The sequence below is a fragment of the Arthrobacter sp. MYb23 genome (assembly GCF_002979775.1).
In the GTDB taxonomy this organism is placed as follows: domain Bacteria; phylum Actinomycetota; class Actinomycetes; order Actinomycetales; family Micrococcaceae; genus Arthrobacter.
This window is the reverse complement of the sequence record NZ_PCPR01000001.1, coordinates 252,481-264,217: the sequence shown is the minus strand read 5'-3', so window position 1 is coordinate 264,217 and position 11,737 is coordinate 252,481. Positions and strand designations below refer to the sequence as shown.

The 11,737-nt window shown below is 62.4% G+C and carries 10 protein-coding genes; 6 read left to right on the top strand and 4 right to left on the bottom strand.

The window, feature by feature from the left end:
* The first annotated feature begins 24 nt into the window (after window positions 1-24).
* The 5 genes from mmuM (at window position 25) to CQ020_RS01215 (ending at window position 4,844) form a co-directional block, all read left to right on the top strand.
* Window positions 25-978 (top strand): homocysteine S-methyltransferase, encoded by a 954-nt coding sequence (gene mmuM / locus CQ020_RS01235; protein WP_105690187.1) that lies wholly within the window; start codon window positions 25-27, stop codon window positions 976-978.
* A gap of 155 nt (window positions 979-1,133) precedes the next feature.
* On the top strand, window positions 1,134-2,285 hold the full coding sequence (locus CQ020_RS01230) for an ABC transporter substrate-binding protein (protein WP_105690186.1): 1,152 nt from the start codon (window positions 1,134-1,136) through the stop codon (window positions 2,283-2,285).
* A gap of 95 nt (window positions 2,286-2,380) precedes the next feature.
* Window positions 2,381-3,112 carry an ABC transporter ATP-binding protein gene (locus CQ020_RS01225; protein WP_105690185.1) on the top strand — a complete coding sequence of 244 codons (732 nt, stop codon included), beginning with the start codon at window positions 2,381-2,383 and terminating at the stop codon, window positions 3,110-3,112.
* Window positions 3,102-4,046, top strand: a complete 945-nt coding sequence (locus CQ020_RS01220) for an ABC transporter permease (protein WP_024817720.1) — start codon at window positions 3,102-3,104, stop codon at window positions 4,044-4,046. Before CQ020_RS01225 ends, CQ020_RS01220 begins: the two co-directional genes overlap by 11 nt.
* Window positions 4,047-4,286: 240 nt before the next feature.
* Window positions 4,287-4,844 (top strand): dihydrofolate reductase family protein, encoded by a 558-nt coding sequence (locus CQ020_RS01215; RefSeq protein WP_105690184.1) that lies wholly within the window; start codon window positions 4,287-4,289, stop codon window positions 4,842-4,844.
* 197 nt (window positions 4,845-5,041) lie between these two features.
* Here the strand turns inward: CQ020_RS01215 and CQ020_RS01210 are convergent, their stop codons facing one another.
* Together CQ020_RS01210 and CQ020_RS24690 are read right to left on the bottom strand one after the other, a co-directional pair.
* On the bottom strand, window positions 5,042-5,653 hold the full coding sequence (locus tag CQ020_RS01210) for a DUF305 domain-containing protein (protein ID WP_105690183.1): 612 nt from the start codon (window positions 5,651-5,653) through the stop codon (window positions 5,042-5,044).
* A gap of 143 nt (window positions 5,654-5,796) precedes the next feature.
* The gene (locus CQ020_RS24690; RefSeq protein ID WP_374956258.1) at window positions 5,797-6,186 is read right to left on the bottom strand and encodes a DUF6153 family protein; all 390 of its coding nucleotides are present in this window, start codon (window positions 6,184-6,186) and stop codon (window positions 5,797-5,799) included.
* A 182-nt stretch (window positions 6,187-6,368) separates the two neighbouring features.
* Here CQ020_RS24690 and CQ020_RS01205 point away from each other — a divergent pair, with 182 nt between their 5' ends.
* On the top strand, window positions 6,369-7,406 hold the full coding sequence (locus CQ020_RS01205) for an LLM class flavin-dependent oxidoreductase (protein ID WP_105690400.1): 1,038 nt from the start codon (window positions 6,369-6,371) through the stop codon (window positions 7,404-7,406).
* Between the two features lie 27 nt (window positions 7,407-7,433).
* On the opposite strand, the gene CQ020_RS01200 is transcribed toward CQ020_RS01205, so the two are convergent.
* Window positions 7,434-10,151, bottom strand: coding sequence for an aminotransferase class I/II-fold pyridoxal phosphate-dependent enzyme (locus CQ020_RS01200; protein ID WP_105690182.1), 2,718 nt, complete (start codon window positions 10,149-10,151; stop codon window positions 7,434-7,436).
* 16 nt (window positions 10,152-10,167) lie between these two features.
* Entirely contained in the window at window positions 10,168-11,649 is a 1,482-nt protein-coding gene (locus CQ020_RS01195) for an amino acid permease (RefSeq protein ID WP_181151714.1), read from the bottom strand.
* Between the last annotated feature and the right edge of the window lie 88 nt (window positions 11,650-11,737).

Genomic DNA, 11,737 nt, shown 5'->3' with positions numbered 1-11,737 from the left:
GGTTTTCTTTTTGGGGAAGGACCCATGCCACAGAACACCACGCTCAGCACTCTCCTCAACGCCGGTAAGGACCTGGTCCTGGACGGAGCTTTGGCCACCGAACTGGAAGCTCATGGCTGCGATCTGGAAGACGCATTGTGGTCCGCCAAGGTCCTGCTGGAGCAGCCGCACCTGATCAAGCAGGTTCACCGGGACTACTTCGACGCCGGGGCCTCCGTGGCCATCACAGCCAGCTACCAAGCCACTCCTCAGGGTTTCGCGCGGCGCGGGCTGTCCGTTGAAGAGTCGTTGGAGCTGGTGGCTTTGAGCGTCCGGCTGGCCGACGAAGCCCGCCAGGAAGCCTTGGCGGAAGGTTCTGCGAGCGGCCCTTTGCTGGTGGCTGGATCTGTGGGTCCCTACGGCGCCTACCTTGCCGACGGCTCCGAATACCGGGGTGATTACGCGCTTTCCGCCGCGGAATTCCAGGACTTCCACCGGCCCCGCATAGCCGCGCTGGTGGACGCCGGCGTGGATTTCCTGGCGTGCGAGACCCTGCCGTCGTACGCCGAAGCTGAGGCTCTGCTGACGCTCGTGGCGGAGTTCGACGTCGAATCCTGGTTTACGTTCACGCTGCGGGACAGCGGCCACATCAGTGACGGAACGCCGATCGCGGACGTTGCTGCGTTGCTCAGCGCGGAACCGCGGGTGGCCGCCATCGGCGTTAATTGCGTGCCGCTGGAACTGGTCACTGAAGCGCTCGGCACCCTGCAGGAGTCCTCGACCAAGCCGCTGGTGGCGTACCCGAATTCGGGGGAGACCTACGATGCTGTGACCAAGACGTGGGGTCCTTCAGAGGGCGTTCAAGGTCACGGAACTTTGGCAGGCAACGCAGCTGTTTGGCGTGACCGGGGCGCCCATCTCATAGGTGGCTGCTGCCGCACAACTCCGCGCGACATAGAAGGCCTGGCAGCGAATATGACGCCACGTGAACCTGCGTGAACCTTGATTTCTACGGGATTGAAGCCGAAATATGACAGTCCCTACTGTGAAGGCATGACCTCTCCGGAATGGTCCTTGCTTGCCCTCGACGGGCGATGTCACGGGGCCTGATCTCGCCCCCACCTCGCATCCCACATTCATAAGGACCCACCCCAATGGCTAACACACCCGAGTCACAGAAACCCGATTCCGGTACCACCCGCATCGTCGCCGGTGAAACCGCACCCAAGCCCAAGCGCCGCCGCACCCTGGAAATCGGCCTCGCCGTCGGCCTCGTGCTGCTGATCGGTGCAGGCGCTGCAGTTGCTTCCGCCGTTTCGCAGAACAACCAAGCTGCACCGGCCCCCACCACGACGCCTGCAGCTGAGCTCAAGCTCGGCTACTTCAGCAACGTGACCCACGGCCCTGCGCTGGTAGGCACCAGCAAGGGCCTGATCGCCAAGGAACTCGGCGAGACCAAACTCAGCACCCAGATCTTCAACGCGGGCCCCGCTGCGATCGAAGCCTTGAACGCCGGCGCCATTGACGCCACGTACATCGGCCCGAACCCGGCCATCAACTCCTTCGTCAAGAGCAAGGGCGAGTCCATCAGCATCATCGCCGGTGCCGCTTCAGGCGGTGCCCAGCTGGTGGTCAAGCCGGAGATCACCTCCGCAGCCGACCTCAAAGGCAAGATCCTCAGCTCCCCGCAGCTCGGCGGAACCCAGGATGTGGCCCTCCGGGCCTGGTTGGGCGAGCAAGGCTTCAAGACCAACACCGATGGCAGCGGTGACGTCAACATCAACCCGACCGAAAACGCCCAGTCGCTGAAGCTCTTCCAAGACGGAAAGCTCGACGGCGCGTGGTTGCCTGAGCCGTGGGCCTCCCGCCTGGTGCTCGAAGCCGGAGCGAAGGTCCTGGTTGACGAGAAGGATCTGTGGGAGAACGGCGACTTCACCACCACCATCCTGATCGTGAACAAGAAGTTCGCTGCCGAACACCCGGAAACCGTGAAGGCACTCCTGAAGGGCCACGTTGAATCCGTGAACTGGCTCAACTCGGCTTCTGCTGAGGAGAAGGCGACCACCATCAACGCGGTCCTCAAGGACACCGCTGGTAAGCCGCTTCCCGCGAACGTGATTGAACGTGCTCTGCAGAACATCAAGTTCACCACCGATCCGCTGGCCGGAACGTACAACAAGCTCCTGGAAGACGGCGTCAAAGCCGGAACCACTCAGAAGGCCGACATCAACGGCATCTTCGATCTCCGCACCTTGAACGAGGTTGAAGGCAAGAAGACCTCGGCCGCAGGACTCGGCCAGGACTAAGCAGTATCAGGCTGGTCCGCTCCCCTCATGTTGATCGGGGAGCGGACCGGCCTTTAGCCATATCAGCTCTACCAATCAACACGAAGGACGGGACCATGCCAGTCGTACTCGAGAACCTGGGTAAGCGCTTCGGCGACGGCGCCCCGGTGCTGGACGACGTCAACGCCACCATCGCGCAGGGAGAGTTCGTAGCCCTCCTCGGTGCGTCCGGCTGCGGCAAGTCCACCCTGCTGAACATCATGGCGGGACTGGAAAAGCCGACGTCGGGCGCTCTTGAGGTACCCAGCGACGGTGCCGCCTTCATGTTTCAGGACGCATCTTTGTTCCCGTGGCTGACCGCACGCGGCAACATCGAGCTCGCACTTCAACTGGCGGATAAGACCAGCACCAAGGCGAGCCGGCGTGAACGCGCCAGCGAGTTGTTGGAACTGGTGCACTTGGGCGGCGCAGGGGATAAGCGTCCCCACGAACTGTCCGGCGGCATGAGGCAGCGTGTTGCGCTGGCCCGTTCCTTGGCGCAGGATCGCCAGTTGTTGCTGATGGACGAGCCCTTTGCTGCACTGGACGCCATCACGCGCGACCTCCTGCACGACGAACTTGAGCGGATCTGGAAGGAAACGGGCCGGACCATCGTGTTCGTCACCCACAATGTGCGCGAAGCCGTTCGACTCGGCCAGCGCGTGCTCCTTTTGTCCTCGCGCCCGGGCCGTGTGGTGGCCGAATGGGACGTCACCGAGGAGCACCGGACCGATGCCGGCCGCGCTGGGGAGCTCACCGGAGTTATTACCCGCCGTCTTCGCGAGGAGATCCGCCGCCATGCCAAGTAACCCCATCACCACCGAAGAGCGGACCCTTCCCGTGACTGAATCCAAAGAGCACATAACCTCCCCGTCGCTGAAGGGCAATGCCTCCGAACTCCGTGACCTCGAGGCCGGGCTGGACAATCTTCAGTCGGACAGCGGACGGAAAGCCGGCATCGAATGGAAGCGCGTACTGCTGCCCGTTGCCGCGCTGGTGGTCCTGATCCTCGCCTGGCAGTTCTACGTTTCGCTCGAGTTCAAGCGCCGTGACCTCGTTCCCGGGCCGTTGGACGTTCTCACCCAGTTCGTGACCATGTGGGGCGAAGGCAAAGTCCAGGAAGCAGTGTGGACATCGCTGCAGCGTGGTGTGATCGGCTTCCTGATCTCAGTGGTCATCGCTACTCCCGTGGGTCTGATCCTGGCCCAGGTGGCTCCCTTGCGCCGTGCGTTCGGTCCGCTCATTTCCGGGTTGCAGGTGCTCCCGTCGGTGGCATGGGTCCCTGCCGCGATCATCTGGTTCGGCCTGACTGACGCCACCGTCTACTTTGTGGTGTTCATGGGCGCCATCCCGTCCATCATCAACGGACTCATCTCCGGTGTGGACCAGATCCCGCCGCAGTACCGCAGCGTGGGCACAGTCCTTGGCGCCAACAGGCTCCAGATGGCACTGCAGATTGTCCTGCCCGCCGCACTCCCGGGCTACATCGGCGGGTTGAAGCAGGGATGGGCCTTCTCCTGGCGTTCACTCATGGCCGCGGAAATCATCGCAGTGGGCGGCACCATTGGTTTCGGGTTGGGCTCATTGCTGGATCAGGGCCGCTTGCTCTCCGACATGACAATCGTGATGTCCGCGATCCTGCTGATCCTGTTCGTGGGCATCCTGATCGAGCTCTTGGTGTTCGGGCCGATCGAGAAGCGTTTGCTGCAGCGTCGGGGTTTGCTGGCGGGCAGCAGCCGCTAACCCCCCGGAGTTTTTGTACACGTCATGCCCTTAAGAGCGCTTCTTAGGGGCATTATGTGTACACAAACTCCGGCTGGCCTTGTTCGCGGGTTCGCACCCTTTCGCGCTGTGCGCACCCGTTCGGTGTCGGCGTCGCGCCCGTTCGCGCCATTCGCTGCAGTGGTTACGGGTGCATTTGGCGGGAAGTGGTGCGGCAGCAACCCTCTAACCCTTTCTGCCCCCGCAGCCTAGAATCGTCGGATGGGCCTTCTAACGTTCAGCATCAACGTCACTCTTGATGGTTGCGTCGACCACCAGGAGGGCATCGCCGACGACGAGACTCACGCCCTCTTCACCCACCTCTTGGAGCAGAGCGGGGCAATGCTCTGGGGCCGTACCACCTACGAAATGATGGAGAGCTACTGGCCCTTGGTGGCAAGCGGCGAAGTGGACGCACCGACCGCGTTGCGGGAGTGGGCGCTGACGCTGGAAACAATGCCCAAGTACGTAGTATCTTCCACGCGCACCGACTTCCCTTGGATCAATAGCCACCACCTTGTTGGCGATCTGCGCACGGCGGTGCAGGATCTCAAGGACCGGACCCCCGACGGTGTGCTGGTAGGCAGCGGAAAATTAGCCACGGAACTGGACCGACTGGATCTGATCGACGAGTACAAATTCCTCGTCCACCCCATGATCGCTGGCCACGGTCCCACCCTGTACCAGGGCGGGCTGCCCGCCACCCGGCGCCTCGAGCTGGTCTCGGCTAAGCCGCTCAGCAACGGCGTGGTATCCATGCACTATCGACGCATTGACTGAGGGCTGAGCACGCACTCTGCCTCATGCACCCATTGCCGCCGTAGGCACCCTTTCGGCTCCGGCGTCGCTCCCTTTCGCCCCGTTCGCACCAGTGGTTATGGGCGCGATTGGCGGAAAAGGGCGCGGTGCGCTGGGGAAGCTGAGCGAACGCACGACGGCGACCTGCCGCCGTCGTGCGTTCGCTCTGAACCCGAGTGCTAGAGGGTGGCCAGGAGATCCCGCATTTCCTGAATCTCCGCTTCCTGGGAAGTGACGATGTCCTTGCTGAGCTGGACGGCTTCGGGGTTACTGCCCTGGCTGATCTCAGTCTTTGCCATGGTGACCGCGCCTTCGTGATGCGCGATCATCTGGGTCAGGAAGAGCTTGGCCGCTTCGGTGCCCTTGGCTTCGCTGAGTTTCTTGAGGTCGGCGTCGGTCAGCATGCCGTCCATGCTGTGCCCACTGTGTCCGGAGGATGCCATAACCGGCATGTTCCAGTTCTTGAGCCAGGCGGTCATCTTCTCTATTTCCGGTGCCTGAGCCTCTTTGATCTTGACGGCAAGGTCACGTACCTCAGCGGGGATGTCAGCCTTGGCGAGCATGGCGTCGGACATCTCCACGGCTTGGGCATGATGGGGAATCATCATCTGGGCGAACATGACGTCAGCAGCGTTGTGCTCGGCAGAGGTGCCGTTGGCCGGTGCGCTGGTGGTGGCGTTTCCGTGGTCCATTCCCGGCATGGAGCCAGGGCCTGCGGGAGAGGCGCAGCCGGCCACGGCAAGGAGCCCCGCAAAAGCGGCGGCGCTGAGGGTGAGTTGGGTTTTGTTCATGAGAATTGTGGTCTTTCGATCAGGGGACGGCCCAGGGCGCGAGCCATCCTGGCGATAAGCATGACGGTGGCCTCGTGAGCCCCGAGGGGCGGGAGGCGAGGCACTGCATAGGCGGCAAACTCGGGGCCGCCAAGGCAAAATGCTTACGTTCTACTGATCGAAAGTTGACTCAGGGAAGGCCTTGGAGGGGCGTAGCTCCATGTGCTCGGCGACTCCAGGGGAGCCGACGGGCCAGCAACCGCAGCTACAACTCCGCTGCCCGGAAGCGGAGCAATCAGGGAACCTGTCTTCAACGACGGGATGCAGTGTTCAGCGGTTGATTGTGCACATGAGCAGCTACCTGAGGAGCAGGACTCTGCGTCGATGCTGGGGGCCAGCGGGTGGTGGAGCTTGCTGGATGCCTGGGATCCGGCTGTTGAATGCCCGTGATGAACACTGTGCAGCGTGAACGCCTGAGTTGCCGGAGCCGAATGGGTCGCATGTGAACCCATCACGACGTGCATGCCGAAAATTCCAACAATGACGCCCAGCACCAGCAAGAACAGGGAAGCCCGACGAAGGGGCGGTGGAAATGCTGATTTGCTCACGGTGGGCCTCCTTCCGCCGGGTATCCGCTGGGGTGCATCTACTTAAACCATACCCCTGGAGGGTATGGATGCAAACGAGGAATCAGCGTATGTGGAATTCCCGCACCCCTCGCAGGGTTGTTCTCAACATGCACAACAAACGGATCGGCTTCCTGTCCTTCGGCCACTGGGCCCGCGTACCGGGATCGCTGGTTCCCACGGCCGGCGAGGCCCTGAAACAGGGAATTGAACTCGCTGTTGCGGCGGAGGAACTGGGCATAGACGGCGCATTTTTCCGGGTCCATCACTTCGCCCGGCAGCAGGCCTCTCCTTTCCCGCTCCTGAGCGCGATCGCGGCCAGGACCAGCCGGATCGAAATGGGTACAGGCGTGATCGACATGCGCTACGAGAACCCCCTTTACATGGCCGAGGAAGCCGCTGCAACGGACCTCATCAGTGATGGCAGGCTGCAGCTCGGTGTGAGCCGTGGTTCACCCGAGCCGGCACGGAACGGTGCCGCAAACTTCGGCTACGTCCCCGCCGACGGCGAGGACGGCGGCGACATGGCACGCCGTCACACCGCACTGTTCCGGAAAGCAATCGCCGGGCATGGCGTGGCCGAGGCAGATCCGCACTACGCTGGTGGGGCCACAGGCCTGCTGCCCATCCAGCCCCAGTCACCCGGCCTCCCGCAAAGAATCTGGTGGGGAGCCGGCACCCGGAAAACAGCCGTGTGGGCAGCAGAACAAGGCATAAACCTGATGAGTTCCACTCTCCTCACCGAGGACACAGGCGTGCCCTTTGATGAGCTGCAGGCCGAACAAATCCGCATGTTCCGCGAAGCCTGGGCTGCAGCCGGGCACGACTTCGAGCCGCGGATCTCCGTCAGCCGCAGCGTGATCCCGATTGTGGACGAGGTAGATAACCACTACTTCGGCCTCCGTGCCCAGGCAGACAGCCAAGACCAGGTGGGCGTCCTCGACGGCGCGTTGTCCCGTTTTGGTAAGAGCTACATCGGGGAGCCGGATCAGTTAGCAGGGGAGTTGGCCAAGGATGCAGCCGTCCAAGCGGCTGACACGCTCCTGCTCACAGTGCCCAACCAGCTCGGCGTGGACTACAACGCCAAGCTGTTGGGCAACGTCGCAAAGCACGTCGCCCCCGCCATCGGATGGAGCGCCAAGCACTGACCTAGCCCCAGCCTTCAGGAGAGAGGCCTAGGAAGCCACCGCCACCAGCCCGGCAACCGAAGACGATACAGGCTCCACGAATACCCGATACCCCCGTTCGTGATCGAAACCGTGGATTTCCCGGGTGTCCAAAGCAGCCATGAATTCCAGGGTTTGCCGGGTGATCACCTGACCCGGAACGAGGATGGGGAAGCCTGGTGGATAAGGGGTGACAAATCCTGCCGAGACCACTTCCTGACCCGCGGCTACAGCGGAAGCTACCTCAGCGGCAGATAGGTACACCGTGGAATCGGGCTTGTAGCTTTCAAAATACGCCGTTCGGATATCCCCGTCCTCGCAGGCATCGTCGGTACGGAAGCGCGCGGCGAAGGTGCTGAAGTCCGGGAGCGGGGGAGTCGGGCGGGGTGCATCGGTTGAGGCAGGGAGTGCCCGGCGCCGTGCCGAGGGGTGCGGGTTCTCGAAACCCTCGGCGAGCTTCACCAGGACCTCTATCAGGTACGCCACGGAGCTGCGGGAGGTGCCGATGTTGGTCATGAACAGCACCGTGTTCCGTGACGTCTTGTTCACCTGAATGCCGTGATCGTCCATGAGGTAGCTGTGGCGGAAAGTGTCGCCGTCGATCCCTGTCTTGCTGATGTCCAGCGTCAGGCGGCTGGGGTCGATCACGAATTCGTCCCGGCGCCAGGCATCTTCCAGCTCAGCCAGCCCGTCCCGCAGCGGCATGCTGGATCCGGTCTCCCTGTAGAGCGAACCAATGAGGTCACGGGAGGTGAGCACCCGGAAGTACTTCTTCAGGAGGGGATGGCGGGCGACGGCTTGGGCCACGGACACGGCGAGGTCGGATTGCCGCTGAACCAGGCCGAATCCTTCCAGCTCCACCTGTCGCCGGCCGATATCCAGGGATGCCAGGATCTGGTAGTTGGGCGAGGTGGACGTGTGGGTCATGTAGGCCTCGCGGAAGGCTTCCTGATTGGATCCGGCGAAGTCCTGGTCATACACGTGGATCATGGAACCCTGGCGTAGGGACGTCAGCGTCTTGTGGGTGGACTGGGTGGAGTAGACCCGGATTCGAGCCTTCGACGGGTCCGGAATCAGGCGGGTGTTGAGCCACGCTTCGTCGTCCACAGGTTCACCGGTAACAGGGTGGTGCAGGGCAGCGGCTTGTTCGGCGTACCGGGCAGCGTAGGCCGGGGTGCCGAAGGAAGCTTCCAACGCGGCGGCAGCCGCCATGCCGGTTCGACGCCGGTACACCGGATGGGAGCGGGCGAAGGCAAACCAGGCCTCGTCCCACAGGAAAACCAGGTCCGGTTTGATGGCCAGACATTCCTCCATGACCCTTTCGACGTCGTACACTACACCGTCAAAGGTGCAGTTGGTGAGGGTCACCATTTTCACTTCGTGAAGCCGGCCTGCCCGCCGGTATTCCAAAAGCCTGCGCTTCAGGCTGGCCAGCGGCACGGCACCGTAAAAGGCGTATTTGTCCAAGGGGTAGGCGTCCAGGTATGAAACACGGGCGCCGGCGAGTACGAAAGCGTAGTGGTGCGACTTGTGGCAGTTGCGGTCAACCAGGACAACATCGCCTGGGGCAAGCAATGACTGATGCACGATCTTGTTGGCCGTGGACGTGCCGTTGGTGACAAAGTAGGTTCGTTGTGCCCCGAAGGCCCGGGCTGCGAGTTCCTGAGCCCGCTTGATGGATCCATGGGGATCGAGCAAAGAGTCCAGTCCGCCGGAGGTGGCGGAGGTTTCGGCCAGCAGCAGGTTTGTCCCGTAAAAATCCGCCATGTCCCGGATCCAGGGAGAGCTTCCAACGGACGCGCCCCTGGAAATCGGCAGGGCATGGAAGACGCTGGCCGGGCGACGACTGTAGTCCTGCAACGCAGTGAAGAACGGCGTTTCGTAGCGTTCGGCCACCCCGGACAAGAGAGACAAGTGCAGGTCTAAATGATCCTGCCTCCTGAAGATCCGCCGGAACTTCCTGGTGAGGGACCCCGCGAGGGATTCAATGGAAACCCCTGCCACAAGATAGACATCCAGCTCGGGACGAAGGCCGGAGATAGCTTCGGCCAATCCAAGGATCCGCTTGAGGGGCCGCGCGTCGTGCAGCTCAGTGGAGGTATGCCGGGCAAGGAACCTCCGGAGGTCGCTCCCCAAAAGATGTGAGCTGCTGATGGCGAAGCCCGGGCGAAGGACCACGGATTGGATGGCGGGATTCAGCATGACGGCAACCAAGGCGTCCTCGTAACTGGGAACCACGTTGACGGTATAGGTGAAAGCATCGGAGGGACGCCGCTGGGCGGCCATGGTGTTCTTGAGGGCTTCGGCCTCATCCGGTTCAACGGTGTCCACCACCAGGACCTCGAAGCGGGGACGCTCGGCTGGCTCGGCTTGTTCAACAGCTTCATCGTCCACTGTCTCTGCGCGCGGCACGGCGGCCGTTTCCCCGGAAGAGGCGAGCGGAAGGTTTGCCAAACCGCCCAGAAGCTGGAACGCGGCCTGGGGTTCGCCGTCGTCGATCAGCTGGCGCAACTGCGCCACGGCCGTGACTCCGGGTTCAGCCCAATACGGTTCCACTGCCTCCAATAGGGCAAAAGTCCGATCAATCTGAGGGCGTAGACCGGATTCCTGCTGCCGGGTGGAGGCAAGCTGCCTGAGGGCGTATCCCAGGAACTCCCACGCATCGGCACGGGACCGCCAGGCCCGGCTTGGAGTGCCGATTTTGAGGGACGGGGCAGGGTTACTCATGGGTTTCACTTTCAAACTAGGGGTGTGTCTTGGCTGCGCGGATGCGGCCGCGGTACGCATACCAACCAGCGATGAGCAGCGGAGCCAGTACCAGCAAGGAGGCCAAAACCCACCGGCCGGTCTCTGAGAAGCCCATGGTCACCAGGACGAAGGCCAGAAATCCGAGCGTGAGGTAGGAGGTGAACGGTGCTCCGAAGAGACGGAACGCGGGACGGACAACCTTGCCGCTGCGTACCCACGATTGGAGCTTGATGTGGCAGAGCATGATGGTTGCCCAGCCGCCGATGATGCCCACCGCAGAGATTTCCAACACAATCTCAAACACCTGCGAGGGGACTACAGCGTTCAACCCAACGCCCACCAAGGTGATGACGGCCGTGAGCAGGATGCCGCCGTAGGGCACGCCGGACGCGCTGATCCGCCCGGTGAACTGCGGAGCCGAGCCGTTCACAGCCATGGAGCGCAGGATGCGTCCGGTGGAGTAGAGCCCTGCGTTGAGGCTGGACAGCGCTGCAGTGAGGACCACGAAGTTCATCACGGACGCGGAGATGGCGCCGGCCTGCGGATCGCCGAGGTGCGAGAAGAACGTGACAAAGGGTGATTCGCCGGCTTTGTAAGACGTGAAGGGAAGCAGGAGCGAGAGCAGCAGGACTGAGCCCACGTAGAAGATTCCAATGCGGATCACCACGGTATTCACGGCTTTGGGCATCACCTTGTGCGGGTTGGCCGTTTCACCGGCCGCGGTGCCCACAAGTTCCACGGCGGCGTAGGCGAACACCACGCCGCTGATGGCCAGCAGCGGAGCCACGGCGCCCATGGGGAACATGCCGCCGTGCTCGGCAATGACGTTGAAACCCGGAACGCCGACGTCCGTCCGGCCGCCGAAAACTATGAAGCAGATGCCCACCACGAGGAAAACCACCAGTGCACCTACTTTGACCAGCGCGAACCAGAACTCCATCTCGCCGAAAATTTTGACGGAAACAAGGTTCAGGGAGAGCACCACTACCAAGGCGATCAACGCGATCAACCACTGCGGGATGTCATTGATGGGGGCCCAGTACTGGCCCCAGAACTTCACGTAAAGGGCAACTGCGGTGACGTCCACAATGGAGGTCATGGCCCAGTTCAGGAAGTAGAGCCAACCGGCGGTGTAGGCCATTTTCTCGCCGTAGAACTCGCGGGCGTAGGAAACAAACGAGCCCGAGGTAGGACGGTACAAGACCAGCTCGCCCAATGCCCGCAGGATCAGGAAGGCAAAGAATCCGCAGACGGCATACACGAGAACCAGGGCGGGCCCGGATCCGTTGAGTCGGCCTCCGGCTCCCATGAAGAGCCCGGTGCCGATTGCACCGCCAATGGCGATCATCTGGATTTGCCGGGGCTTGAGGGTCTTCCGGTAGCCGGCTTCCTCTTGGGCGAAAGCGTTCGACGGCGGAGCGGCAGCCAGGTCTGTTGGGGAAGGAAGGGTTGTTGTGGACGCAGGGGTGGGTATCACTTCGGGGGTCTCCTTTGACTCCGGTGCCACCTGGGGTGGCTCAATACTCCAAAACGTGGGGCCGGCTGCGGGCAGCTGCGCCTGAAAT

Coding starts and splice junctions, on each gene's coding strand:
- CQ020_RS01230 (WP_105690186.1), top strand. CDS start 1,134: ATGGCTAACACACCCGAGTCACAGAAACCCGATTCCGGTACCACCCGC.
- CQ020_RS01200 (WP_105690182.1), bottom strand. CDS start 10,151: ATGAGTAACCCTGCCCCGTCCCTCAAAATCGGCACTCCAAGCCGGGCC.
- CQ020_RS01205 (WP_105690400.1), top strand. CDS start 6,369: ATGCACAACAAACGGATCGGCTTCCTGTCCTTCGGCCACTGGGCCCGC.
- mmuM (WP_105690187.1), top strand. CDS start 25: ATGCCACAGAACACCACGCTCAGCACTCTCCTCAACGCCGGTAAGGAC.
- CQ020_RS01215 (WP_105690184.1), top strand. CDS start 4,287: ATGGGCCTTCTAACGTTCAGCATCAACGTCACTCTTGATGGTTGCGTC.
- CQ020_RS01225 (WP_105690185.1), top strand. CDS start 2,381: ATGCCAGTCGTACTCGAGAACCTGGGTAAGCGCTTCGGCGACGGCGCC.
- CQ020_RS01210 (WP_105690183.1), bottom strand. CDS start 5,653: ATGAACAAAACCCAACTCACCCTCAGCGCCGCCGCTTTTGCGGGGCTC.
- CQ020_RS01220 (WP_024817720.1), top strand. CDS start 3,102: ATGCCAAGTAACCCCATCACCACCGAAGAGCGGACCCTTCCCGTGACT.